At 67.2% G+C, this 24,004-nt stretch carries 28 protein-coding genes and 1 tRNA gene; 11 read left to right on the top strand and 18 right to left on the bottom strand.

From position 1 onward, the window contains the following. Positions 1 to 45: 45 nt before the first annotated feature. Complete coding sequence (locus METFAM1_RS0107530; RefSeq protein ID WP_019918998.1) at positions 46 to 915, top strand: HDOD domain-containing protein; 870 nt, start codon at positions 46 to 48, stop codon at positions 913 to 915. Positions 916 to 988: 73 nt separating this feature from the next. Here METFAM1_RS0107530 and METFAM1_RS0107535 read toward each other — a convergent pair whose 3' ends face one another. The 4 genes from METFAM1_RS0107535 to METFAM1_RS0107550 form a co-directional block, all read right to left on the bottom strand. Continuing rightward, on the bottom strand, positions 989 to 2,122 hold the full coding sequence (locus METFAM1_RS0107535; protein ID WP_019918999.1) for a PEP-CTERM sorting domain-containing protein: 1,134 nt from the start codon (positions 2,120 to 2,122) through the stop codon (positions 989 to 991). A gap of 189 nt (positions 2,123 to 2,311) precedes the next feature. Continuing rightward, positions 2,312 to 4,201 carry an ATP-binding cassette domain-containing protein gene (locus METFAM1_RS0107540; RefSeq protein WP_024300553.1) on the bottom strand — a complete coding sequence of 630 codons (1,890 nt, stop codon included), beginning with the start codon at positions 4,199 to 4,201 and terminating at the stop codon, positions 2,312 to 2,314. 64 nt (positions 4,202 to 4,265) lie between these two features. Beyond that, complete coding sequence (locus METFAM1_RS0107545) at positions 4,266 to 5,198, bottom strand: lysylphosphatidylglycerol synthase transmembrane domain-containing protein (RefSeq protein ID WP_019919001.1); 933 nt, start codon at positions 5,196 to 5,198, stop codon at positions 4,266 to 4,268. Then, positions 5,195 to 6,199, bottom strand: a complete 1,005-nt coding sequence (locus METFAM1_RS0107550) for a glycosyltransferase family 2 protein (protein ID WP_019919002.1) — start codon at positions 6,197 to 6,199, stop codon at positions 5,195 to 5,197. Before METFAM1_RS0107550 ends, METFAM1_RS0107545 begins: the two co-directional genes overlap by 4 nt. Before the next feature lie 86 nt (positions 6,200 to 6,285). Here METFAM1_RS0107550 and METFAM1_RS0107555 point away from each other — a divergent pair, with 86 nt between their 5' ends. The 3 genes from METFAM1_RS0107555 (at position 6,286) to METFAM1_RS0107565 (ending at position 8,884) form a co-directional block, all read left to right on the top strand. Further along, entirely contained in the window at positions 6,286 to 7,716 is a 1,431-nt protein-coding gene (locus tag METFAM1_RS0107555; protein WP_019919003.1) for a glycosyltransferase family 39 protein, read from the top strand. A gap of 30 nt (positions 7,717 to 7,746) precedes the next feature. After that, positions 7,747 to 7,821: transfer RNA gene (locus METFAM1_RS0107560), tRNA-Arg, on the top strand. Between the two features lie 82 nt (positions 7,822 to 7,903). Next, the gene (locus METFAM1_RS0107565; protein WP_019919004.1) at positions 7,904 to 8,884 is read left to right on the top strand and encodes a hypothetical protein; all 981 of its coding nucleotides are present in this window, start codon (positions 7,904 to 7,906) and stop codon (positions 8,882 to 8,884) included. A gap of 23 nt (positions 8,885 to 8,907) precedes the next feature. Here METFAM1_RS0107565 and METFAM1_RS0107570 read toward each other — a convergent pair whose 3' ends face one another. Then, positions 8,908 to 11,109: a RelA/SpoT family protein gene (locus METFAM1_RS0107570; RefSeq protein WP_019919005.1), complete on the bottom strand. Its 2,202-nt coding sequence runs from the start codon at positions 11,107 to 11,109 to the stop codon at positions 8,908 to 8,910. 138 nt (positions 11,110 to 11,247) lie between these two features. On the opposite strand from METFAM1_RS0107570, the gene METFAM1_RS0107575 reads away from it, so the two are divergent. Beyond that, positions 11,248 to 11,439 carry a YqaE/Pmp3 family membrane protein gene (locus tag METFAM1_RS0107575; protein WP_020163964.1) on the top strand — a complete coding sequence of 64 codons (192 nt, stop codon included), beginning with the start codon at positions 11,248 to 11,250 and terminating at the stop codon, positions 11,437 to 11,439. Between the two features lie 9 nt (positions 11,440 to 11,448). Here the strand turns inward: METFAM1_RS0107575 and METFAM1_RS0107580 are convergent, their stop codons facing one another. Then, positions 11,449 to 12,273, bottom strand: coding sequence for a quinoprotein dehydrogenase-associated SoxYZ-like carrier (locus METFAM1_RS0107580; RefSeq protein ID WP_019919007.1), 825 nt, complete (start codon positions 12,271 to 12,273; stop codon positions 11,449 to 11,451). A gap of 133 nt (positions 12,274 to 12,406) precedes the next feature. Between METFAM1_RS0107580 and METFAM1_RS0107585 the strand changes: the two genes are divergently transcribed. From METFAM1_RS0107585 to fliR, 5 genes are all read left to right on the top strand, one after another. Beyond that, positions 12,407 to 13,096, top strand: coding sequence for a Crp/Fnr family transcriptional regulator (locus METFAM1_RS0107585; protein WP_019919008.1), 690 nt, complete (start codon positions 12,407 to 12,409; stop codon positions 13,094 to 13,096). A gap of 109 nt (positions 13,097 to 13,205) precedes the next feature. Beyond that, entirely contained in the window at positions 13,206 to 13,607 is a 402-nt protein-coding gene (fliO, locus tag METFAM1_RS0107590) for a flagellar biosynthetic protein FliO (RefSeq protein ID WP_157256677.1), read from the top strand. Continuing rightward, positions 13,604 to 14,356, top strand: a complete 753-nt coding sequence (gene fliP / locus METFAM1_RS0107595) for a flagellar type III secretion system pore protein FliP (protein WP_019919010.1) — start codon at positions 13,604 to 13,606, stop codon at positions 14,354 to 14,356. The genes fliO and fliP overlap by 4 nt, the downstream gene beginning before the upstream one ends. Positions 14,357 to 14,369: 13 nt before the next feature. Beyond that, entirely contained in the window at positions 14,370 to 14,639 is a 270-nt protein-coding gene (fliQ, locus tag METFAM1_RS0107600) for a flagellar biosynthesis protein FliQ (protein WP_019919011.1), read from the top strand. Position 14,640: 1 nt separating this feature from the next. Then, positions 14,641 to 15,414: a flagellar biosynthetic protein FliR gene (gene fliR / locus METFAM1_RS0107605; protein WP_019919012.1), complete on the top strand. Its 774-nt coding sequence runs from the start codon at positions 14,641 to 14,643 to the stop codon at positions 15,412 to 15,414. 223 nt (positions 15,415 to 15,637) lie between these two features. Here fliR and rpoS read toward each other — a convergent pair whose 3' ends face one another. From rpoS to METFAM1_RS20350, 12 genes are all read right to left on the bottom strand, one after another. Then, positions 15,638 to 16,591, bottom strand: a complete 954-nt coding sequence (rpoS, locus tag METFAM1_RS0107610) for an RNA polymerase sigma factor RpoS (RefSeq protein ID WP_019919013.1) — start codon at positions 16,589 to 16,591, stop codon at positions 15,638 to 15,640. Positions 16,592 to 16,596: 5 nt separating this feature from the next. Then, complete coding sequence (locus tag METFAM1_RS0107615; RefSeq protein WP_019919014.1) at positions 16,597 to 17,559, bottom strand: peptidoglycan DD-metalloendopeptidase family protein; 963 nt, start codon at positions 17,557 to 17,559, stop codon at positions 16,597 to 16,599. Further along, on the bottom strand, positions 17,556 to 18,212 hold the full coding sequence (locus METFAM1_RS0107620) for a protein-L-isoaspartate(D-aspartate) O-methyltransferase (RefSeq protein WP_019919015.1): 657 nt from the start codon (positions 18,210 to 18,212) through the stop codon (positions 17,556 to 17,558). Before METFAM1_RS0107620 ends, METFAM1_RS0107615 begins: the two co-directional genes overlap by 4 nt. Then, on the bottom strand, positions 18,209 to 18,952 hold the full coding sequence (gene surE / locus METFAM1_RS0107625; protein ID WP_019919016.1) for a 5'/3'-nucleotidase SurE: 744 nt from the start codon (positions 18,950 to 18,952) through the stop codon (positions 18,209 to 18,211). Before surE ends, METFAM1_RS0107620 begins: the two co-directional genes overlap by 4 nt. Before the next feature lie 220 nt (positions 18,953 to 19,172). After that, entirely contained in the window at positions 19,173 to 20,507 is a 1,335-nt protein-coding gene (locus METFAM1_RS0107630; protein ID WP_232419682.1) for an SLC13 family permease, read from the bottom strand. Positions 20,508 to 20,838: 331 nt separating this feature from the next. Further along, positions 20,839 to 21,156 carry a hypothetical protein gene (locus METFAM1_RS0107635; protein ID WP_198291416.1) on the bottom strand — a complete coding sequence of 106 codons (318 nt, stop codon included), beginning with the start codon at positions 21,154 to 21,156 and terminating at the stop codon, positions 20,839 to 20,841. Between the two features lie 115 nt (positions 21,157 to 21,271). Further along, positions 21,272 to 21,586: a hypothetical protein gene (locus tag METFAM1_RS0107640; protein WP_019919019.1), complete on the bottom strand. Its 315-nt coding sequence runs from the start codon at positions 21,584 to 21,586 to the stop codon at positions 21,272 to 21,274. 80 nt (positions 21,587 to 21,666) lie between these two features. Beyond that, positions 21,667 to 21,810, bottom strand: a complete 144-nt coding sequence (locus METFAM1_RS21010) for a hypothetical protein (protein WP_198291417.1) — start codon at positions 21,808 to 21,810, stop codon at positions 21,667 to 21,669. A gap of 94 nt (positions 21,811 to 21,904) precedes the next feature. After that, a complete protein-coding gene (locus METFAM1_RS0107650) occupies positions 21,905 to 22,135 on the bottom strand; it encodes a hypothetical protein (RefSeq protein ID WP_019919021.1) in 231 nt (76 codons plus the stop codon). Continuing rightward, positions 22,132 to 22,326 (bottom strand): hypothetical protein, encoded by a 195-nt coding sequence (locus tag METFAM1_RS0107655; RefSeq protein WP_019919022.1) that lies wholly within the window; start codon positions 22,324 to 22,326, stop codon positions 22,132 to 22,134. Before METFAM1_RS0107655 ends, METFAM1_RS0107650 begins: the two co-directional genes overlap by 4 nt. Before the next feature lie 53 nt (positions 22,327 to 22,379). Next, entirely contained in the window at positions 22,380 to 22,571 is a 192-nt protein-coding gene (locus METFAM1_RS0107660) for a hypothetical protein (protein WP_019919023.1), read from the bottom strand. Positions 22,572 to 22,619: 48 nt separating this feature from the next. Further along, on the bottom strand, positions 22,620 to 23,465 hold the full coding sequence (locus METFAM1_RS20350; RefSeq protein ID WP_051462231.1) for an LPD29 domain-containing protein: 846 nt from the start codon (positions 23,463 to 23,465) through the stop codon (positions 22,620 to 22,622). Between the two features lie 239 nt (positions 23,466 to 23,704). Between METFAM1_RS20350 and METFAM1_RS0107670 the strand changes: the two genes are divergently transcribed. After that, positions 23,705 to 23,944 (top strand): hypothetical protein, encoded by a 240-nt coding sequence (locus METFAM1_RS0107670; protein WP_157256678.1) that lies wholly within the window; start codon positions 23,705 to 23,707, stop codon positions 23,942 to 23,944. Positions 23,945 to 24,004 lie beyond the last annotated feature (60 nt).

Here is a 24,004-nt window from a genome sequence, read left to right on the forward strand (position 1 = left end):
GGCATGCGGAGCCGTTAACGGGTCATCGTCCACAGGACCTGACACATGCGCGACGCGTCGAACGCCACCCTGGAGGGCTGGGTCGCTTTCATGAGCGACAAGCCGCTGCCGGTACTTGCCCGCACCACCCGCGAGCTGGCCCAGTTGCGGGAGGCCGAAAACACGGTCAGCGCCCGCACCATCGCCCAGGTCATCCTGCACGATCCGCTGATGACGCTGCGTGTGCTTGCCTTCATCGAAGCCAAGCGCGGCCGCAGCCAGCATACCGATATCACGACCATCGAGCGGGCGCTGATGATGATAGGCATCACGCCCTTCTTCAATCACTTCGAGTCGATGCCGACGCTGGAGGAGCACCTGCACGCACACCCGCAGGCGCTGCTCGGCGTCATGCGCGTGATCGCGCGGGCGCGCAAGGCGTCCGGCTGGGCACGCGAATGGGCGCTGATGCGCCACGACATCGATGTCGACGAAATCACCGTCGCCACGCTGCTTCATGACGTGGCGGAAATCCTCTGCTGGGTGTTCGCGCCGAAGCTGTCGCTGAAACTGCGCGACCTGCTGCGCGCCAATCCGACCATGCGCACGGCGGCCGCGCAGAAGGTGGTGTTCAACGTCACCTCGCACGACCTGCAGCTGGCGCTGGCCAAGACCTGGCGACTGCCCGGGCTGCTGGTCGAACTGATGGGCGGCTCCGCCCACCCGTCGCCGCGCGTGCGCAACGTGCAGTACGCGGTCAATCTGGCCCGTCACAGCGCCAAGGGCTGGGACGACCCGGCACTGCCGGACGACTTCAAGGACATCGAGGAGCTGCTGCGCGTCAGCCACGAAACGCTGCTCGGCCGCCTGGGTCTGCCGATGGACGGCTCGCCGCCACCGACGCCGCCCGATCACGCCGCCCCTGACGCGGACTGACGCCGTCACAATGAAAAAGGCCACCCGCGGGTGGCCTTTTTCATTCAGCAGCAAGCTGCTTCGGGCGCAGCAATCAGCCCCGACGGCGACGCAGCACGCCGACACCGGCCAGCGCGGCGGCAATCAGCGCCAGCGAACCGGGCTCCGGCACATTGATGTCCGGCCGCGCCTGGGTGCCGAGGAACAGCTTCTCGTCACCGCCGTTCAGCGCGTAATTGTCGAAACAGTTGCCGACGTCCTCATTCTGCCGCGGCGCTTCACGCACGGTGCCGAAGCCGTCCTCGCTGCCACAGCCGAGGCGATAGTCGACATGGATCGCGTAGTCGCTCAAGTCGCCGCCGATCAGGCTGGCGATCAGCGCGTCGAGCTCGGTCATCACGATGGCGTAGGCAGCGCGGTCACCGCCCAGGTTGTGCTCGACCTTGCGGTCATAGGGGCCGGCGCAATCGACGATGATCTCGCCGCCCGGCACCGTTGCCAGACAGACCGGGCCACCGGAGCGCACGAAATCGGCGAGCACCGGTTCGACACGACCGGCTTCGGTCAGCGCTCCGGGCGCGGTGTAGAGGTCAGAGCCGCCGAGAATGATGCCGGAGCCACCCGAGCCGTCGAAGGTGGGCAGACCGCCGTAAACCGACACGCCGTCCTGGTCGAAGTCATTGCTCAGGTCGAAGCGGCCGAGGATGGTGCCAGTGCTGATCTGCGACACCTCGACGCGCATCCACGCCGCCAGACTGGCGCGGTCTTCGCCGGAGCCGATCTCGTTATTGGCGAAGAAGAACACCAGCGAGTTCTCGTCGAAGTTCAGTTCGGCATTGAGCGCCGACAGGCTGGCATCCCACCAGCCGGAGCGATCCCAGCTGCCGTCGAGCACACCGGCCAGACTGTTGGGTTCGTTTGCGGTCGTCGTGCGGAAGCCCTCGGTGGTGTTCGCCTGCGGCGTATCGAAGGCGTCGTCCACGCCCGGCGTGTCATTGCTGGTCTGGCCGTCCGCGCCCAGACCAAGCTTGGTGAAGATATCGATCTGGCCCGGCCCCGACATCACTTCGAGACCGGAAATGGGCAGCGAGTAGGAACGGGCATCGCCGTAGGTGACCCAGCCGACGTTCTCGAGATCGACGGTGGGGGCGGCTTGGGCGCCGGTGACACTAGCGAGGGCCGCAGTCAGTGCGGCGAGACGAACCTTCTTGCGGAAGGGGGTGGCCATGATCTGTCTCCTGGGTTCTTGTCGGGACGGCACGGGAAATTTTCCCGAGTCGTCATCGACCGTGTAGCAAGTCACGTTCCAGAAAAACAGGGGGTTACACAAAACTGAAATATATGAAGTTTTTTACCTATCTCGGATAGCACCGTTCACCGGCCCGAGATCTGTAAATAAATCCGACAGAATTCGGTCTCAGCGACGCGATTCCAGTTCTTCCCAGCGCAGCATGGCGGCGTCGATTTCGGCCGCCAGCGCGCCCAGACGGGTGGACACGCCGGCCGCTTCGGGACCGGCCAGTGCGCCGCTCGACAGGCGTGCGGTCAGCGTCGCCTGTTCGTCCTCCAGCACGGCGATACGGTCGGGCAGGCCGTCCAGTTCCTTCTGCTCCTTGAAGCTGAGCTTGCTCTTCGGTGCCGCGACCGGCTTGTCCGCCTTGACCGGTGCTGGCGGAGCTGATTTTGCCGGCGTGGCGGCGGGCGACGCCGGCGCGGCCGGGCGCTGGGCGACCCAGTCGCTGTAACCGCCGACGTACTCGCGCCAGCGACCGTCGCCCTCATAGGCGATGGTCTGCGTCACGACGGCGTCGAGGAAGGCGCGGTCGTGCGATACCAGCAGCACGGTGCCGTCGTAGTCCTGCAGCAGCTGTTCGAGCAGGTCCAGCGTTTCCATGTCGAGATCGTTGGTCGGCTCGTCCAGCACCAGCACATTGGCCGGGCGCGCGAACAGCCGGGCCAGCAGCAGCCGATTGCGCTCGCCGCCCGACAGCGACTCGACCTTGGCGCGCGCGCGTTGCGGCGGGAACAGGAAGTCGCCCAGATAGCCGATCACGTGCGTGCGCTTGCCGCCGATCTCGACGAAATCCGATCCCGGACTGATCACCTCGGCCAGCGTGGCCGATTCGTCGAGCTGGGTGCGGAACTGGTCGAAGTAGGCCACCTGTATGCGGCTGCCGGTACGCACGCGGCCTTCGTCCGGCTCGAGCTGGCCGAGGATGAGCTTGAGCAGCGTAGTCTTGCCGGCGCCGTTGGGGCCGATCAGGCCCACCTTGTCGCCGCGCACGATGCGCGTCGAGAAGTCGCGCACGATGGGGCGGTCGCCGAAGCGCTTGCTGACGCCTTCGAGTTCCGCCACCAGTTCGCCGGACGCTTCGCCGCGATCCAGTCCGATGCGGGCGCGGCCCATCTGTTCGCGCCGCGCCTCACGCCGGGCGCGCAACTCGTCGAGCCGCTTCACGCGGAACTGCGCCCGCGTGCGCCGCGCCTCGACGCCCTTGCGTATCCACACCTCCTCCTGCGCCAGCAGCTTGTCGGCGCGCGCCGATTCCAGCGCCTCGGCCGCCAGTTCGTCGGCCTTGCGCGCCACGTATTGCGCGTAGCGGCCTGGGTAGCTGCGCAGCAGGCCGCGGTCCAGTTCGATGATGCGGGTGGCGAAGCTGTCGAGGAAGCGGCGGTCGTGGGTGATGACCAGGCTGGCGCCGCGGAAGTCGTTCAGCAGCGCTTCCAGCCAGGCGATGCCGTCGAGGTCGAGGTGGTTGGTCGGCTCGTCCAGCAGCAGCATGTCCGGCTCGGCCACCAGCGCGCGTGCCAGTGCCACGCGTTTGAGCATGCCGCCGGACAGCGATTCCACAGTGGCGTCGCCCGGCAGGTTGAGCCGGACCAGCGCCTGTTCGATGCGCTGCTCGAAGCGCCAGGCCTGATGGTGTTCCAGCGCGTCCTGCAGTTCGGCCATGCGGTCGAGCTTGCTCTCGTCGCCATGCGCCACCGCCTCGGCCACGTCGTGGTAATCGATCAGCAGCTGCGACAGTTCGCCCAAGCCCTGTGCGATGGCGTCGAACACGCGGGCACCAGCGGCGAACTGCGGCTCCTGCGCGACGTAGGCGATCTTCGTGCCGGGCTGGCGCCACACCGTGCCGTCGTCCAGCGCGGCGTCACCCGCGAGGATCTTGAGCAGGCTGGATTTGCCGGTGCCATTGCGGCCGATCAGCGCCAGCCGCTCGCCCGGTTCGACCACGAGCGCGGTGTGGTCCAGCAGCGGCAGGTCGCCGAAGGCGAGGCAGGCATTGTCTAGGGTGATCAGCGGCATGGCGGGCGGCGGGTGAGGCGGTTCGGAGGCGGGCGCGCAGTATACGCCCTGCCCCGGCGACGACTCAGCCGGCGCGCGCCACTGCTTGCGGCCGGCAGGCGAACAGCGCGCCACCGAACGCGGCCTGCAGCAGACCGAACACGCCGTAGATCAGCGCCACCGCGACCGCCTGGGCGGCCGGCACGCCGAAGGCGGCGAGCACCGCCGCCGCCGCCGCTTCACGCGTACCCCAGCCGCCGACGCTGACCGGCAGCGCCGCCATCAGGAAGATGGGTGCCGCCGCCGTCGCCCACACGGCCGGTGACAGGTCGAGCCCGAGCGCGCGGCCGCCGCAGGCGAGCGCAGCAATCGACAGTGCCTGCACGACCAGCGAAGCGACCATCTGCAGCACGTACTGCTGCAGCACCCGCGGACGCCGCAGTCGCGATTGCACGCGCGCCAGCGTAGCGAACGCGCGACCGCCGCTGATCGGCCGCGCAATCAGCAGCAGTGGCGCGGTCAGCAGCAGCACGTTGGCCATCGCGCACGACAGATCGATCCAGACCGGCGACAGCGGCAGTGCAAACGCCATCGACGACGCGGCGAACGGCAACGCGCCGGCGCCGAGTGCGAGCAGCACCCACAGACCGCTGACGCGGTCCAGCAGCACCGACAGCCCGGCGTCCAGCGTCGGCAGTCCGGCCTGACGCAGCGCCAGCGCGCGGTACAGATCGCCGCCGACGACCGCCCCCGGCAGCAGCGCATTCAGTGCCATCGCACGGAAGTAGGCGAGCAGTGCAAACGCGGGGCCGACGACCGCGCCGAGCCAGATGGTGAGCGCCCGCCAGCGCAGCGCGGACGCGACGTTGGAAAGCAGCGCGGCGAACAGGCCGACCAGCAGCCAGCCGCGGTCGGCTCGCCGCAGGGTGTCGACCAGCGCCGCCGGCTCCGCCACATGGATCACCGCCGCCAGCAACACGCCGGCTGCGGCGAGACGCAGCACGGCGCCACGCGTCATCGCGCGTCCGGCTCCTGCGCGTGGTACTGCGGCCGGCCGCGGCCTTCGTGATAAATGCGGATGAGCAGTTCGCCGATCAGGCCGGCGACGATGAGCTGCACGCCCATCAGCAGCAGCATAACGCCGGCCATCAGCAGCGGCCGCCCGGCGATGTCGTGGCCGAACAGCTTGAGCAGCCCCATCCAGCCGAGGATGGCGGCACCCGGCGTGGCGAGCCACAGGCCGAGTGCGCCGAAGGCGTGCAGCGGACGCTGGCGGTAGCGCATGAAGAAGACGATGAGCACCAGATCGAGGATGACGCGGAAGGTGCGGTCAATGCCGTATTTCGACACGCCGCGCGTGCGCGCATGGTGGCGCACCGGCACCTCGGCGATGCGCGCACCGGCGTCGCGCGCCAGCGACGGGATGAAGCGGTGCAGTTCGCCGTACAGCCGGATGCGGTCGATGATGTCGCGCCGGTAGGCCTTCAACGCGCAGCCGTAGTCGTGCAGATGCACGCCGGTCGAGGCGGAAATGAGCTTGTTGGCGATGAGCGACGGCAGACGGCGTGACAGCGCCTTGTCCTGCCGCTGCTGGCGCCAGCCGGAAATCATGTCGACGTCGGGATCGGCGTCGAGGCGGTCGAGCATCGCCGGAATGTCGAGCGGGTCGTTCTGCAGGTCGCCGTCCAGCGTCACCACGTAGCGACCGCGCACGCGGTCGAAGCCGGCCTGCAGTGCGCTCGACTGACCGTAGTTGCGCACCAGCAGCACCGGCCGCAGCCATGGGCGTTCGGCCACCAGCCGCGTCAGCAGCGCGCCGCTGCCATCGCGCGAACCGTCGTCGACGACGATCAGTTCGAAGCGGCGGCCGGTCGGCGCCAGTGCGGCGTGGATGCGATCGACCAGATCGCCGAGGTTGTCGAATTCGTTGAACACCGGCACGACGACAGATACCTCCGGCGCCTCGGCGGTGGCGCGCACCGGCAACTCCGGCTGGGCGAATTCGAGAACCTGGGGCATGGGCGGACGATCCGGCATGAAGAGCCGTCATCGTGCAGCGCCGCGGTTAACGCCAAATTAAAGATGCGCGGCGACACTGCGACGCCATGAACGCTGCCCCTTCCACCCCGTCGCACCGCGCCCCGTGGCTGCTGCTCCTGCTCTACTTTGGCGCCCACGTCGTGGCCCGCACGCTGGTGTCCGACGCCCTCGAACTGGACGAGGCCGAGCAGGCGTTGTGGACCCAGCAGCTTGCCGCCGGCTACGGCACGCAGCCGCCGCTCTACACATGGCTGCAGTGGGCGGTGTTCCAAGTGACCGGCGTATCGGTGCTGTCGCTGTCGCTGCTGAAAAACACGCTGCTCGCCTCGACCTATGCCTTCGTCTGGCTGGCCGCCCGCCGGCTGATGGCACCGCCACTGGCGCTGCTGGCCGCGGCGTCCATGCTGCTGATTCCGCAGATCGGCTGGGAATCGCAGCGCGACCTGACGCATTCGGTGCTGGCCACCGCGGTCGCCGCCGCCACGCTCTACGTCGTCGTGCGGCTGATCGAGAAGCCGCGCCCGGTGCTCTACCTCGCGCTCGGCCTGTGCGCGGCGCTCGGCCTGCTGTCCAAATACAGTTTCGCGGTCTATCTGGCCGCACTCGGGCTGGCGGTGCTGCTGTCGCGCGACACGCGGCCCATGCTGCGCAGCCCCTGGCTGATCGCGGCGGCGCTGCTGGCGCTCGTGGTACTTGCTCCGCACGCGCTGTGGCTGCTCGACAACTGGCAGTTGGCCAGCGCCCGCACGCTGGAAAAGCTGGACGCTGCCCCCGGCCTGGCGGGCGGCATCGCGCGCGGACTGAGCAGCCTGCTCGGCGCCACGCTGGCCACTCTGGCCGCACTCGGGCTCGCCTTCGCCGCGATCTTCGGCCGCGCCGCCTGGGCGCCCGCCACCGCATCGCCACAATGCCGCCTGTGGGGCCGCTATCTCGGACTGCTGGCGCTGCTGATGATCGCGCTGGTGGTGGTCGGCGGCGCCACCCATTTCAAGGGACGCTGGCTGCAGCCGCTGCTGTTCATGGCGCCGCTGGCCTTCTTCTGCTGCCGACCGCATCTGGCCACGCACCCGCACTTGAGCTGGCTGCGCGGCACGCTCATCGTGTTCGCGCTGCTCTACCTCTTCATGGCCAGCATGCGGCCAGTGTTCGACGGCTGGCGCAACCGGCCGGACGAACTGAACGAACCGGCGGCCGAACTGGCGCTCGCACTGCGCAGCGCGGGCTATGACGGCCGCGCGCCCATAGTCACCCACGACCCGGTGCTCGGCGGCGTGCTGCGCGTACGCTTTCCGCAGGCGCAGGTCGTCGTCTGGAAGGACGAAGCGCCAATGCCACCGCCGCCGTCCGGCGCGCATCTGCTGATCGGCCGCGGCGAAGCCGGCCGTGCGATGCTCGACCGCGCCGGCTCGGGCGACTACGCCCTGCTCCGCCTGCGCTACCGCCACGCCCACCCCGGCCACCCGCCGATCGAATACCGCTACACCCTCGTCCGCTGACGCGGCGCGCGGTTACAATCGCGCCCCTGCGGCTCCATAGTTGAATGGATACAACAACCCCCTCCTAAGGGGTAGGTACAGGTTCGATTCCTGTTGGGGCCGCCAGCACTCCCGCCAGTCCGGACGCAGCCTGTGCAAGCGCCACATGCCCGGACGCGGGTGCATCACCCTCGCTGGAATTCAAGCCATGATCGTTCCCGACCATTGGGCCGAAGCTCGCAGACAGCACCGCGCTGCAACCGGTCAGATCACGGTACGCCGCTTTGGCTGGTCCGCGGACAGCGCCGAGGAGGCCCGTGCGATGGCGGAACGTCGTGCCGAGGAGGCCTTGGCCCGGCTGATCGCCGGAGAAAACCTGCCGCGACACGAACCCAAGGTGCCGTACAACGGTGCCGAGGGCGTCCCGATCCGCGAGGAGGTGCTCGCCCGTCACGGCGAAGAAGTCATTACCCGCAACGCGTATGGCGCGCGTTGTCTGAATTCGCCCAACGCACTCTTTGCTGACGTCGACTTCGAATCGCGCCCGGGGATGCAGCCCGTGCTGGCGGCGTTCGGAGTGCTGGCGCTGGCTGCGGCGTTGATCGGCCTGCGTCAGGGCAGCGTACTGCTCGGCCTGCTGCTGTTGGCCGTCTCGGCAGTCCTCAGCGCACCGGTCGCGACCTTGATGCGCCGAATCGGCACGCGGGCGCGAGGTGGTGCCGACATGCGTGCCCGCCGACGGCTCGCGACCTTTCTGGCATCCCGTCCGGAATGGAACGTCCGCATCTACCGGACGCCGGCCGGCTTGCGGCTGCTCGCGACGCATCGTCCCTTCAGCCCGAGTGAGGCCGACGTCACGGAATTCTTCCGCGCTGTGGAGACCGACCCGGTCTACGTGCGCATGTGTCTCAACCAGCACTGCTTTCGCGCCCGCCTGAGCGCGAAGCCGTGGCGTATCGGCCTGCCATCGCATCTGCGCCCGCGTCCGGGGGTGTGGCCGGTCGCCTCGGAGCACATGACCCGCCGTAACGCCTGGATTGCGGAGTACGAGGCACGCGCCGCGAAGTTCGCAGCGTGCCGCTACGTCGAGTCGCTGGGCTCGGGCACCGTCGACCGACGGCTAAAGGCAGTGATCGATCTTCATGATCGGGAGTCCCGCGCCAATGACGCAGGTTCTCCCATCGCCTGAGGTATCCGCGGTCTTCGCGGCGTTCAGCCGCGCCGCGTCTCGACCACGCCGTCGACGTCGCGGATCAGCCCGAGCACCTTCTGGATCTGGCCGACGCCGGCGATCTCGACGGTGAAGCTCATGCGCGCCATGCCGGCCTTGGACTGGGTGCTGACCGCAGTCACGTTGATCTTCTCGCGCGACAGCACTTCGGAAATGTCGCGCAGCAGGCCCTGGCGGTCGTGCGCCTCGACGTGGATGTCGGCGGCGAAGCGGGCGTCCGGGTCACGGCCGGCCACTTCGCCCCATTGCGCGTCGATCACCCGTTCCGGGTTGCGCGCCACCATATTGATGTAGTTCGGGCAGTCGCTGCGGTGGATGGCCACGCCGCGGCCGCGGGTGACGAAGCCGGAGATCGGGTCCGGTGGCGCCGGCTTGCAGCAACGGCCGAGCTGGGTCAGCAGCTTGCCCACGCCCTCGACCAGCACGCCGCGCTCGCCGGTGGCGCGCGGGGCGCGTGGCTTGATTTCCGGTTCTTCCGGCGGCGGCTCCTCGCCCTTCAGCGCGACGTGAATGGCGCGCGGCCCGACCTCGCCGTGCGCGCAGGCGATGTGCATCGCGTCGACGCTGTTGTAGCCCAGTTTCTGCGACAGCTCTTCCAGACTGGTCTGGCTGGCGCCTTCGCGCGCCAGTTCGCGCGCCAGCCAGGTTCGGCCCTGGGCGAGCGTTTCGCCTTCCTCGATCTGGGCGAACCAGCGGCGCACCTTCACCCGCGCGTTGTGCGTGGTGATGTAGCCCTGCTGCGGCACCAGCCAGTCGCGCGACGGCCCGCCCTGCTTGGCGGCGATGATCTCCACCCGCTGGCCGTTGTCGAGCGGCGTGTTCAGCGGCACCAGCTGGCCGTTCACGCGGGCACCGCGGCAGCGGTGGCCGAGATCGGTGTGCAGGCGGTAGGCGAAATCGACCGGGGTCGCGCCCTGCGGCAGGTCGATCACCTTGCCCTGCGGCGTCAGCACGTAGATGGTGTCGTCGAGCGCGGCGCGCTTGAACTGCTCCACCCATTCCGAGTGGTCGGCGATTTCGTCGCGCCAGGACAGCAGCTGACGCAGCCAGGCGATCTTGTCGTCGTAGTCCTTGTCCTGACCCGACCCTTCCTTGTAGCGCCAGTGCGCGGCGACGCCCATCTCGGCGTGGCGGTGCATGTCGCGCGTGCGGATCTGCACTTCGAGCGAGCGGCCGTCGGGTGCAATCACCGCGGTGTGCAGCGACTGGTAGTTGTTGCCCTTGGGTTGCGCGATGTAGTCGTCGAACTCGCGCGGCAGCGGATGCCACAGCTGGTGCACGATGCCGAGCGCGCCGTAGCAGTCGCGCACCGAGTCGACCAGCACGCGCAGCGCGCGCACGTCGTACACCTCGGAGAACTCGAGCTTCTTTGCCCGCATCTTGTTCCAGATGCTGTAGATGTGCTTCGGCCGCCCCTGGATTTCGGCCTTGATGCCCGCCGCCTCCAGTTCGGCCTTCAGCTTCACCATGGCGTCGGCGATGAAGGCCTCGCGCTCGACCCGCTTTTCGTCGAGCTGCTTGGCGATGCGCTTGTAGGTGTCGGGTTCGAGGAAGCGGAAGGACAGGTCTTCCAGTTCCCACTTGAGCTGCCAGACGCCCAGCCGGTTGGCCAGCGGCGCGTAGATGTCCAGCGATTCGCGCGCCATGTCGAGGCGGTCGTCGTTCGGATGGGCGGTGAGCCAGCGCAGGCTCTGCACGCGCGAAGCGAGGCGCAGCATGACGACGCGCACGTCGGCCACCATGGCCAGCACCATCTTGCGCAGCACCTCGGCCTGATCGCCGCCGGCGTCGCTGCCGGTCACACTCTGCGAGGCGTGCGCGCGGGTGATCAGGCGCAGGTTGTCGAGCCGCTGCAGGCCGGCGACCAGTTCGGCGACCGCCGGGCCGTACTGGGCGGCGATGTGTTCGCCGGCATCGTCGCGCACCTCGTGCAGCGGAAACAGCAGGGCCGCGAGCCGGGTTTCGAGGTCGAGCCGCAGCGAGGCGCAGATCAGCGCCTGGCCGACCACGTGCTCGTGCATCGGCTCGCCGGTGCCGAGCCAGCGCTCGGCGTACAGCGGCGTCACCATGTCGTGGGCGCGGCGCAGCGTGTCCGCGTCGGCGTCGCCCAGACCGTCGGTCAGCAATTCGAGTGTGGTGCGCGCCGCGTCGGCGCTGGAGAGGGAATGAACGACAGATACCATGCCGCGATTATCCCGGATTAGCTGACAGGCCGCTTGCGGCGGAGCAGCATCGCCGGTTCCGCGCGCGCTGCCGCGGGCTTCAACTCGGGCCGCGAATCTTGTACCGTTGCACTCAACACGCCCAGCCCGGAGTTCCGCATGCGACTGCTGCTCGCAATCTTCCTGCCCTTCATGGTGTTCTTCACCATCGGCCGCCCGGTGGCCGGCATCATCTGTCTCATCCTGCAGCTCACGCTGCTGGGCTGGATTCCGGCCGCGCTGTGGGCGGTCTATGCGCTGAGCCAGTACAAGACCGAAAAGAAGATCGAGGAAGCGCTCAGCCGGCGCTGAGCGTTCGACTCACTTCGAACTGGCGAGCGCGCCGCCCTTCACCGCGACAGTCTGGGTGAAGGTGAGCTCCTTCGAGTCGATCACCTTCGCCTGCAGTTCGCCACCTTCCTGCGGCTTGAACTGGAAGCGTAGCTGCGGGTTTTCGCTCAGCGCGAAGTCGACGTCGGCCGTCAGCAGCGTGCGGCCGGCGTAGCTCACCTCGATGCGGCGCACGAAGTGGGCCGGCGTGAAGTGGCGGGTGACCTGATCCATCTGCATGCCGTTCATATTCGGGTGACTGACCATCAGTGTCGCGGCCGCGGCGCTTCCGGCGTCGTTCTCGACCTTGAGCTTCATCTTGCCCAGCCGCGCCATCGCCTCTTCGAAGTCCTTGCCGGCCGGCGCCGAACAGCCGCCGGAGGCGCGCACGAACTTGCTTGAGGCGTACAGCTTGCCGTCGCTGGTTTCGGCCACCGCGCGCATCCAGGTGTATTGCTCTACGCGGACGCGGGTTTCGATGTCGGCGCGCCCCGCCTCCGGGCTCAGCGTGATCGCGGCGGCCACCGGCGTCGGGTTGCCGTCGATGATGAGCCACAGCTTGCGGATGTGTCGCTCGGGTGTCTGGTCGATCCGAGCACGCAGCGCCACCGGCACAACCGCGGCGTCTTCGGCGCGGAAGGGCGCTTCGATCTCGATCACCGCGTTCGACTCAACGATGTCGCGTCCGGCGAACACCGTGGCCCGCACGCCCTGCCAGACCTCGGTGTCGGACGAGGGCTCGTCGGCAGCCGCAGCCGGCAGCAGCCATAGCGCAGCGCAGGCGCACAGCAGCGCACGCAAGGAATTCAGGGGCATGGCGGTCTCCTCCGTTGTGGTTTGCTGCGATTGAACGCGCCGCCGGGCCGGCGATCTGCGACTTAGTCACATTCGCTGCGCACCGACGGGATAGCATCCCTCGACAACAACAAAGATGGATGGAGGAGGAGCCATGAGCCGATACGTCGGCGCGCCCGGCCAGTGGCGCGACTGGATCACGCACTTCCCGCGGCTTGCCGATCTCGAACCGGCGGCGCGCGAGGAATTGCTCGCCAACAGCTTCGAGGTGCGGCTGTCGGCGGGCGAGACCGGCTACCGCGAAGGCGACGCCTGCAACAACTTCATCCTGCGCATCGAGGGCTGGTCGCGCATCCAGCGGCTGTCGGCGAACGGCCGCGAAGTGCTGCTGTACCGGGTAGGTCCGGGCGATTCCTGCGTGCTCACCACCTCCTGCCTGCTCGGCGTGGCGCGCTACCCGGCCGCCAGCACGGCGGAAACCGACCTGCGCGAGGTGGCGATCGCGGGCGCCACCTTCCGCAAGCTGCTGAACACCTCGGACGTATTCCGCCAGTTCGTGTTCGAACACTATGGCCGGCTGCTGTCGGACATGATCGCCCTGCTCGACGAACTGAAATTCCGCCGCCTCGACGCCCGGCTGGCCGACCTGCTGCTCGCGCGCACCGCCGACGGCGAAGCGCTGGAGGACACGCAGAGCCGCATCGCCACCGACCTCGGCAGCACGCGCGAGCCGGTCGGCCGCATCCTGAAGCAGTGGGAACGACGGAACTGGATCGCGATGACGCGCGGCCGCATCGAGGTGCGCGAGCGCGCGGCGCTGACGGCGCTGGCCGCCGAGGGCTGAGCACAGAGGACGATCACGCGACGGCGGCAGAAATTGCCGCCTGAAACCGGGTCTATTCCCGGTCTGGCCAAGGCGGCCTGCGCGTTAACCTGCGGCCATGAAGATACGCATGGCCTTCCTGTTGCTCGCATCGAGCGGCGCACTGCACGCCGCCGACGCGACGGCACCCACGACACCGACGAGCGGCGCCGGCGCGGTGATCCAGATGCTGGGCGCGCTCGGCGTCGTGCTGGCGGCGCTGTTCGCGGTGTTGTGGCTGCTGCGCCGCATTTCCGGCGGCAAGCTGGCAGGGCCGGCACCGATACGCACGGTCGGCGGCATCGCCGTCGGCTCGCGCGAGCGCGTGCTGCTGCTGGAAATCGGCGAGCACTGGCTGGTGGTCGGTGTCGCGCCCGGTTCGGTGACCGGCATCGCCACGCTGCCGCGCGGTGAGCTGCAGCAGGACGGCGCACAGCCGGCCGCCGCCGATTTCGGCGCACTGCTCGCCCGGCTGAAGGCGCCCCGCTCATGAGGCGCCGCCTGCTTCCGCTGTTCGGCGCCGGCGTAGTCGCCGCCGCACTTGCCCCGGAGGTGCTGGCGCAGTCGATGCCGGCGCTCACCAGCACGCCGGCTCCCGGCGGCGGCACCAACTGGTCGCTGTCGATACAGACCCTGCTGCTGCTGACCAGTCTGTCCTTCCTGCCGGCGGTGCTGCTGATGATGACCAGCTTCACCCGCATCATCATCGTGCTGTCGCTGATGCGCCAGGCCATCGGCACGCAGAGCAGCCCGCCTAACCAGGTGCTGATCGGGCTGGCGATGTTCCTCACCTTCTTCATCATGGCGCCGGTCGGCGAGCAGATCTATGCCAACGCCTACCAGCCGCTGTCGGAGAACCGCATCACCTTCGAGCAGGCGCTGGACATCGGCTCCAAGCCGCTGAAGACCTTCATGCTGAAGCAGGTGCGCGAGCCTGACGTCGAGCTGTTCATGCGGCTGTCGAACACGCCCAAGGTGGCCAGCCAGGAAGAACTGCCGATGCGCGTCGTCGTGCCCGCCTACGTCACGTCGGAACTGAAGACGGCGTTCCAGATCGGCTTCATCGTATTCATCCCCTTCATCATCATCGACATGGTCGTGGCCTCGGTGCTGATGTCGATGGGCATGATGATGATGTCGCCGGTCATCGTGTCGCTGCCGTTCAAGCTGATGCTGTTCGTGCTGGTCGATGGCTGGAACCTGATACTCGGCACCCTGGTGTCCAGCTTCGGCCAGATCTGAAGGAGCCGTACTCATGACCCCCACCACCGTCGTCGACATCGGCCGCCACGCGGTCGAAATCCTGCTCATCATTTCGGCGCCGATGCTGGGTGCTGCGCTGGTCACCGGTCTGCTCGTCAGCATCTTCCAGGCGGCGACCCAGGTGAACGAAATGACGCTTTCCTTCATCCCGAAGCTGATCGCGGTGTTCCTGGTCATCGTGCTGGCCGGGCCGTGGATGATCACGCTGATGACCGACTACATCCGCCGGCTCTATACGTCCATTCCGTCGCTGATCGGCTGACGTGATCAATCTGTCCGCCGCCCAGCTCGACCTGTGGATGGCGGGCTTCCTGTTTCCGCTGGCCCGCATCCTGGGCCTGATCGCGACCGCACCCATCCTGAGCAATCGCGCGATTCCGGCGCGCATCCGCATGGGCTTCGGCGCAGCAATGACGCTGGCGCTGATCCCCGCACTGCCGCCCTCGGGGCTGATCGTCGGCTCATGGCCCGGCCTGCTCGCACTGCTGCAGCAGATGCTGATCGGCATCGCGCTCGGCTTCTCGATGCGCGTCGTGTTCACCGCGATCGATCTGGCCGGCGAACTGATCGGTCTGCAGATGGGTCTGGGCTTTGCGATGTTCTACGACCCGGACAACGCCGCGCAGTCGCCGGTGATTTCCGAATTTCTCGGCCTGCTCGCGATGCTCATCTTTCTGTCGATCAACGGCCACCTGATGCTGCTGGCGGTGATCGGCAACAGCTTCGAATGGTGGCCGGTCGGCGCCGACCTGTTCCCGGCCAACGGCTGGATGGCGATCGCACGTTGGGGCAGCACCATCTTTTCGGCCGGCGTGATGCTCGCGCTGCCGGTGATCGCGGCGCTGCTGGTGGTGAACATCGCACTGGCCGTACTGACCCGCGCCGCACCGACGCTGAACCTGTTCGCGATCGGCTTCCCGGTCACGCTGATCGCCGGCTTCGTCATGCTGCTGCTGTCGATGCCCTTCTTCGCGCCGGCACTGCAGCAACTGTTCGACTACGGCCTGCGCACCGTAGCGCAATTGGCGATGGGGTGAGTCAGGGGTTTCGCGGCGCACTGCGCCGCGCCTGACGAACGGGCTGGCCATGCAGGGCCAGCCCTGGGGTCGTCGATCAGCGCGGGCATACGCAGAAGGCATACCCGTGATCGCGCCTGCCGAACGGGCCGGCTGTGCAAAGCCAGCCCTGGGGGTGAGGCAGGGGTTTCGCGAAGCATTGCTTCGCGCCTGCTGAACGGGCCAAGCTCACGCCCCTCGGACGCTACAACAGCACGTCCCTCGACACCCCCGCCCGCCGCAATATCTTGCGCAGCTGTGCCAGCGCCTCGAGCTGGATCTGACGCACGCGCTCGCGCGTCAGGCCCAGTCGCTCTGCCAGCTCTTCCAGCGTGGCGATCTCGCAGCCATTGATGCCGTAGCGGTATTCGATCACCGTGCGCTGCTTGTCACCGAGCTGGGAAATCCAGGTGTGTACGAGCGAGCCGATTTCGGCGTTCTGGATCTGCACGTCCGGCCCGTCCTGCTCGTCGTCGGCCAGCGATTCGCCGATGGACAGAGAGGGGTCGATGTCCAGCGGCGCGTCGAGCGAGGCAGTGTGCTCGTTCAGCGACAGGATGTGCCGTACGTCCTCGACCGGCTTGGCGAGCAACTGCGCGATGTCCTCGGCGCAGCAGTCGCCGCCGCTGCGCGACTCCAGGCTGCGCATCGCGCGCAGCACCTGGTTAAGCTCCTTCACCACGTGCACCGGCAGCCGTATCGTGCGCGACTGGTTCATGATCGCGCGCTCGATGTTCTGCCGTATCCACCAGGTGGCGTAGGTCGAGAAGCGGAAGCCGCGCTCGGGATCAAACTTCTCCAGCGCGTGGATCAGGCCAAGATTGCCCTCCTCGACCAGATCGAGCAGCGGCATGCCGCGGTTCAGGTAGTGCTTGGCGATATTGACGACCAGGCGCAGGTTGCGCTCGATCATGATCTGCCGCGCCTCGAAGTCGCCGAGGCGCACGCGGCGCGACAGCGACAGCTCCTCTTCCGGCGTCAGCAGCGGATTGGCACCGATCTCGTTCAGGTAGAGCTGGGTCGCATCGCCGAAGAATTCCGCCTCGGCGGGCTCGACCGCCTCGACCACCGCTTCCGGCGTGTCGATGTCGCTGATCGCCGCGTCGTCCTCGATGGGCTCGACGGGTTCGGCATCATCAGGCAGCGACAGATCGGACATGGCGGCTATCTCGGCGGCAGATACTTCAGCGGATCGACGGGCTTGCCCTGGCGCCGTATTTCGAAGTGCAGCCGGGGCTTGCCGGCTTCGGTGTCGGTGTCACCGAGCTCGGCTATCCTTTGTCCGCGTTTAACCGTGTCGCGTTCCTGAACCAGGATTTTGCTGTTGTGCGCGTACGCGGACAGATAGGTGTTGTCATGCTTGATGATGACCAGTTTGCCATAACCACGCATCGCCTCGCCCGCATACACGACACGCCCGCCGGCCGCGGCGAGCACCGGATCGCCGAGCTTGCCGCTGACGTCCAGTCCCTTGCTCGATCCGTCGCCGAAGCGGCCGATGATGCGGCCCTGTGCCGGCCAGCTCCATTCGATGCCGTCTTCCGAGCGTGACGACTCGGGCGCAACGACGGGTGTTGCCGGGGTCGCCGCCGCCGCTGCAGCAGCCGGTGTCGGCGCCGCGGCGGCGGCCAGCGGTGTCCCCTTCATGCGCGCCAGCGCCTCTTCCGAATAGGCTTCGACTCCACCGCGCGGCTCACGCTTCAGCACAGGGCTGTTAGCCGGTTCCGTGGCCGGTGCAGCGGCCGCCGCCGCTTGCTGCGGTGCCGGCTCGAGCGGTCGGGACTCGACCGCACCCGGCGTCACGATTGGACGAATCTCGACCGCACCGTCCGGCGGCGCGACGCGCAGTTCCTGCCCGACGCGGATCAGATTGGGGTTCTCGATGCGGTTCCAGATGACCAGATCGCGCCAGTCCTGACCGTGCTCCAGCGCGATGCTGTAAAGCGTTTCGCCCTTGGACACGATGTGGAAGCCGGCACGTGCAGCGGGCGCAGCAGTCGCTGCCGGCGCCGTCGTCGGTGCGGCAGCAGGCGCCGAAGTGCGATCCTCCACCGGAGCCGGACGCGTGCCGGCGCAGGCGGCCAGCAGCAGGCTCACGACGGACAGCGCACACAGCCTTCTATTCATTCAACCCCCGGCAGGAGCGGCACGAAGCGCACCGCATCCAGTTTCGATTCGACAAAGCGGTGCTGCGGCTGATGCTCGATCATGCGCAGCGTCTGGTCACCGGCGCCCACCGGTAGGATGAGGCGGCCGCCTTCGGCCAGCTGTTCGAGCAGCGGCATCGGAACGGTGGTGGCCGCCGCGGCGACGATGATTGTATCGAAGGGCGCTTCGGCAGCCAGACCGACGGTGCCATCCGCATGTTTCAAGCGCACATTGGGCAGACGCAGCGGACGCAGATTGCGCTTGGCCAGTTCAAGCAACGGTGCGATGCGCTCGACGGCATAGACGTCCTTGGCCAGCTTCGACAGCACGGCCGCCTGGTAACCACAGCCCGCGCCGACTTCGAGCGTCTTGCCGAGAGGACGCCCGCCGACGCGCAGGAGTTCAATCATGCGCGCAACGATGAAGGGCTGCGAAATGGTCTGCTGGTAGCCGAGCGGCAGCGCGGTGTCTTCGTAGGCGCGGCTGCGCAGCGCCTCTTCGACGAACTGGTGGCGTGGAATGGCCTGCATCGCCGCCAGCACGCCCTCGTCGCGGATGCCTGACGCACGCAGTCGATCAACCATGCGCGCCCGTGCGCGCGTCAGCGCGAGGCTCTCGTCCTTCGACGTCATGCGCCCAGCCAGTCCCGGACCTGCCCCATCTGGGCCACGTGCGTGAGGTCGATCTGCAGCGGCGTGATCGACGCGAAGCCATTGGCCGTTGCGTGGAAGTCGGTGCCGTCGCCAGCGTCCTGCGCGGCACCGGCGGCGCCGACCCAGTAGACAGTCTCGTTGCGCGGGTTGATCGTGCGCACCACCGGCTCCGCCTTGTGGCGCCGGCCGAGACGGGTGATCTGTATGCCCTTCAGTTCCTCGGTCGATAGGTCGGGCACGTTCACATTGAGCAGCACCGGCGCCGCAAAGGGTCGCTCGGTCAGACGGCGCACCAGATCGCAGGCGATGCGCGCCGCGGTGTCGTAGTGCGCGCTGCCCTTGCGCGTCATCGACATCGCGATGGCCGGCACGCCGAGCAGGTAGCCCTCGGTGGCGGCGGCGACCGTGCCCGAGTAGATCGTGTCGTCGCCCATGTTCGCGCCGTCGTTGATGCCGGACACGACGATGTCGGGCAGGTGATCGAGCATGCCGGTCACCGCCAGATGCACGCAATCCGACGGCGTGCCATTGACATAGTAGAAACCATTGCGCGCGCGGCGCAGGATGAGGGGGCGGTCCAGCGTAAGCGAATTGCTGGCGCCGCTGCGGTCGGCCTCGGGGGCCACGACAGTCACGTCACCGACCTCGCCGAGCGCACGGGCGAGTGCCTCGAGGCCGGGGGCAAAGTAGCCGTCGTCGTTGGACAACAGGATGCGCATGAAAGGCTGCGGAACGAAGGTTGCGACCGGACGCCTGGGTGCCGGTCGAGTGCGCCGGAGCTGCGGCCGGATTGCGGTCCGGATGTCGGCGACGCACATGGGAAAACGGCGCGAGGCCTTGTCGTCGGGCTTGCCGGCACACCGCCGCACGCCCTGCCGAAGCCCCGCGAAATCAGCCGCGGACTATAGCACGGCGCCGCGCGCAGCCGTCCGGACGCATTCAGAGCACGCCGACGAGCGCGGAGATCACCAGGATGCAGACCAGGTTGAGCAACAGCCCGCAGCGCATCATGTCGCGCGCCGCCACGGCGCCGGTGCCGAACACCAGCGCGTTCGGCGGCGTTGCGACCGGCAGCATGAAGGCACAGGACGCCGAAATCGCCGTGGCCACCGCCAGACCCCGCGGATCGAGGCCGACGTCGGGTGCGAGCGCAACGAGCATGGGCACCAGCAGCGCCGCGGTCGCGGTATTGCTCACCAGTTCCGTCAACATGACCACGAAGGCCACCACGCCGAGCACGATCAGCCAGCCCGGCGCTTCGGCCATCACACCCAGCAGACGGTCGGACAGATAGCCGCTTGCACCGCTGCTCCCAAGCACGGCACCGAGCGCAAGCCCGCCGCCGAACAGCAGCAGCACGCCCCACTCGGTCTGCCGCTCGACATCCTTCCACTCCACCGCCCGGCCCGACACGAGTGCGATCAGCACGATCAGCGCAATCAGCGCATCGATGTCGCCGGCCACACCGAGCAGGCGACCGAGCGGTGCACCGAACACCCAGGCCAGCACCGCGCAGGCAAACACGACCAGCGTCAGAAGCGCGCCCGGTGTCCATGCGTAATGCTCGTCCGCCACCGCGGGTGCATCGCCGTCGACAGGTGGCCGCAACAGCAACCACAGCACACCGACCATCAGCGGCATAAGAAGCAGCACCGCGGGAATGCCGAAGCGCATCCACTCAGCGAAGCCGATTCCCGCCTGCGCCGCCGCGATGGCGTTCGGCGGGCTGCCGACCAGGGTGCCGATGCCGCCAATGCTGGCGCTGTAGGGCACCCCGAGCAGCACGAAGGTGCGCTCGCGCGCATCCGCCGCGGCGGGCAGCAGTCCGAGCGCAAGCGGCAGCGCCATGACGGCCGCCGCCGTGTTGCTGATCCACATCGACAGCGCGGCAACGAGCACGAACAGCAGCAGATGCGCGCGCAGGCGGTGTCCGCCGGCGAGGGCCATCACACGACGTGCGAGCAGACGATCGAGGCCATGCCGCGACAATGCGGCGGCGAGCGCGAAGCCACCGAGGAACAGGAAAATGATGGGATGGGCAAAAGGTGCGAGCGCCTGCTGCACGCTCATCAGACCCGACAGTACCGCGCACACCGGCACCAGCAGTGCGGTAAGGGTCAGCGGCAGCGCCTGGGTCAGCCACAGTGCGCCGATGAACACAAAGATGGCCAGACCGGCGCGCAGGGCGTCATCGGCCGGACCAAGGACATAGACCGCCAGCGCGATCAACGTCCCCGCCACGCCGCCAGTCATCTGCGCGGACAGAGCGGACATGCGCATGGACTTCCTCCGCGCGGAGCAGCACTACGGCGCGCTCAACAACGCTCCGCCGCAGTGACCGCCAGAAAGCAAAAAGCCGTTCCGGAACGGAACGGCTTGAGCAGATCGGCCAGTGCATCAGCACTGCCGGAAACAAACAAATGGTCGGGGCGGCGGGATTCGAACTCGCGACCCCTTGCACCCCATGCAGGCTGACCGCATGGAAGTGCTTTCGAATCAACAACATGTGCCGGCGCTCGCCACGCGACCATGTGCAACAGAGTGCAGTTTCGTGCAGCGCTGTCGCGCAAAAGTCGCGCGCTCCCTTGCATACGATCGCCCAGCGTCACGCGCTCCCAGGTTGATACGACAACCCGCCACCGTGCGCATCCTCCTCACGTGCCTCGGCGATAAGATCCTCTTGCACCGCGTCAGGCTCACCGCCGCCCGCAATGTGGGCACGGTACCAACTGGTGAGCAGGCCGGACAGTGCGTCTTCGGGGCGGATCATGAAATAGTCGGACGGCAAACCGTTGGCCTCGCAGATGCGCTCGATCACCGCAACGTCAAACGACACGTCACCCGTTGCCGGGTCCCGGGCGAGTTTGAGGTCAGAGAATTTCAGGCCTTCGGGGATGCCGATGGCGATGTGTCTCGGGTCCATGCTGTGCGCCTCCACGTGCTGGACGATCCAGTCAGTGAGCCGCATCCCAGCGGCCCGGCTCTCGCGTACCCAGCGCGCCTTCAGAGCGGCTGGGACGCGCAAGTGAATGAGGGCGTCAGACACGGGCAGCCAGGAAGCCGACGTACTCGCAGCCAGCGATAACGGCGTTTATGGTCTCTCGATCTTGCCCGTCGATCACGATCGGGACGGCCTCAGACCCGTTTACGTCGGCACGATAGACGTCGTATCCGGTGTCGGTGGTACGCGGGTTGCGCGACAAAAGTTCGTACTCGCGCTCGTGCTCGCCGATGGATGCATCCAGTACAGCAGCGACTTCAGCCGGCGTGCCGGCGACGATGCGACCGCCAATATCGGCGCTGTCGCCGAAGATGTAACCGGTGAAACTGTCGATGAAGATGTAGCGGGCCATGATGTTGCTCCTCTCAGGACTCCCGGAACCGCCGGGGCGGATGTTGTAATGAAAAGGGCCGGGTATCCCCGGCCCACACGTTACGCAAGCAGCTTGGATACAGCCGCGACGGCGGCGACCACGGCGGAAACCATCGCCACCGGGTACCAACGCGCTTCCGCGTTGATCTTCACGGTCTCTGCCATCAGCTTCGCAATTTCAGCTTCCGTCTTGATGGTGTCCAAGGCCTTCTCCATTTGATCGTTCTCCTGTCAGGATGCCCGGTTCCGCCGGGGCGGTGGTCAGCAATGCGCTGTCCATGGACTGAATAATACACGATTATTCGTTTAGTGCAACCTCTTTTTGCGTGACTTTTTCCACAAGCGCCAGTGTCCGCCGGCAGCGGGCTAGGACGTTGCTCACGGCCTGCGGCGGCACGCCCACGCGCGCAGCAGCCTCTTTCAGGGTGACACCCTCGACCAGTACCAGGCGCGCGCCTTCGCGGGGCGCTGCGGACCGCGCATGCAGGCGCGTGAGCGCTGCCAGTGCTTCGAACTGTTCGTCGGTCATGCGGGGTTCCTTTCGTGCCACTTCACGGCCTCGCGGCACAGGCGCTGCAGCCGCGCGACCAGGTCGTGCAGGGGCACGCCGCGGGCGAGTTCAGATTCCTGAAAGACGGACAGCGTCTCGGCGGACACCTGGGCATCGGTGTATCCATCGCCGCGCGTGATGATGAACTCGGCGCCCGACTGGTGCCGCAACCGACCGGGCGAGATCCTTGACCATGCTCGGTGCCAGTTGTGATGCTTACCGGTCACTGGGGCAGGACCAGGAGCGGGGCGCGACGCTTCGGATGGTGAAGCTCGAACACGCCCGAGCCGATCCAGTGCTTCAGCCCGAGGTCGCGGGCGAGGCCAGCCAACACGAGATTGCGAGGGCCGAAACCCATGCCTGACGTGTTCCGGTGTGCGTTGCTGTAGACGGCAACCTCTTGCGCGATTTTCATGGTTCCTCTCCTCAGAGAGCCGGGGGAAGCCCCCCGGCGTGATCGTCTTCAGCCTTCCAACTGCCGAAGCGCGCGATGAACAAGATTCTGCCAACTGTAATCCATGGGCGCCATCTGCGAATCTGCCAGCGGGCTACGCCTGTAGGCATCGCCGCTGCTGAACTGCTCGACCGTCGGCCGATCCTTGTCGCCATACTGCTCTGCGACGACAGCGATGGCCTTTTCTACCAGCGCATCGCTGTGGGCGCGCTCCTCGAAAATGTACTGGACGCTGCCGAACAGATCGTGCCACACGTCGCGACGATACTCGTAGCAGTCCGTCATGCCGTCGAACCGGCCGGCCTCGAAACGTGCAATCGCTTCCGTCACGGCCTGCGCGATCGGTCCATCGGTCCACCGAACCCGAATGGCTGAACCATCGCAACGCACAGAGAACTTGACCTTCGGGAAGGTGCCTTTCAGTACCTTGCGAATGTTGACCGCGGCGACCTTGGAACCCTGGCCCCGCTCGAAATCGGGGTACTGCGCGTCCAGCTGCTCCCGCTCCGTATCGCGCGCCTTCGCCTCTTCGCGTTCCTTGGCCCTCGTCTGCGCATCGCGCAGTGCGGCGGCCGTGTGCAACTTTGCAATGCTGTCATCGCTCAGCGTTTCGCCCGTGACGATGATGCGTACAGCGCAGCCGCGGCGGTTCTCGGGGCGCCCCATGAGCGCTGTCGGGAATTGCGAGATACGACGGCCGTCCGACAGGATCATGGACGCGTACTTGCCGTCTGACGACACCTCGACGATGCCGCCTTCGCCCGGCAGGTTTGCCATGTCGCCGGTGTAGTCGACAGCGGCACCGACCAGGAAGAGCGCTTGTGCGGGGGAAATGGATTCAGGGCGAAAAATCATGATGTATCTCCGTAGAGAGCCGGCTTCCGGCCGGCGTCGGATGAACAGCAGCGCGCTGTCCATGAATCGAATAATACACGATTATTCGTTTATCGCAACATGAATTTGTAACAGGCGCGCTTGCCCTAACAACTGTATATCCATACAGTTTCCGGATGCGTTGCAAAGTCCATCCCAAACTAAACCGCGGCATGCACATGCCGAGGTCGTGGTACGTCCGCCAGCGGATGATGCCCGGCATGCTGATCATCAAGGACGTGCGCGACCAGGTGCGGAAGCGCCACGTGCGCGTGGCGCGAGTGGTGGGCGACGACGGGGCCGATGTCCTGCTGCCGCTCTACGGCGCCGAGGTGATTGCGGTCAACGCCGACTGGATGGTCATCACGGGCATCGAGCGTCATGAGGACGCCGCCCGGGTGGTGACGGAATACGCTCAGTCGTGGTGGGTGTTGGTGTCCAATGCTGGCCCGTCCGACTGACAGGACGCACAGTTACACCGCTTGCGATCGACGGACTGTCGGCGCCAGGCGCTGCGGTCG

This window comes from Methyloversatilis discipulorum (assembly GCF_000527135.1).
Classification (GTDB): Bacteria; Pseudomonadota; Gammaproteobacteria; order Burkholderiales; family Rhodocyclaceae; genus Methyloversatilis; species Methyloversatilis discipulorum.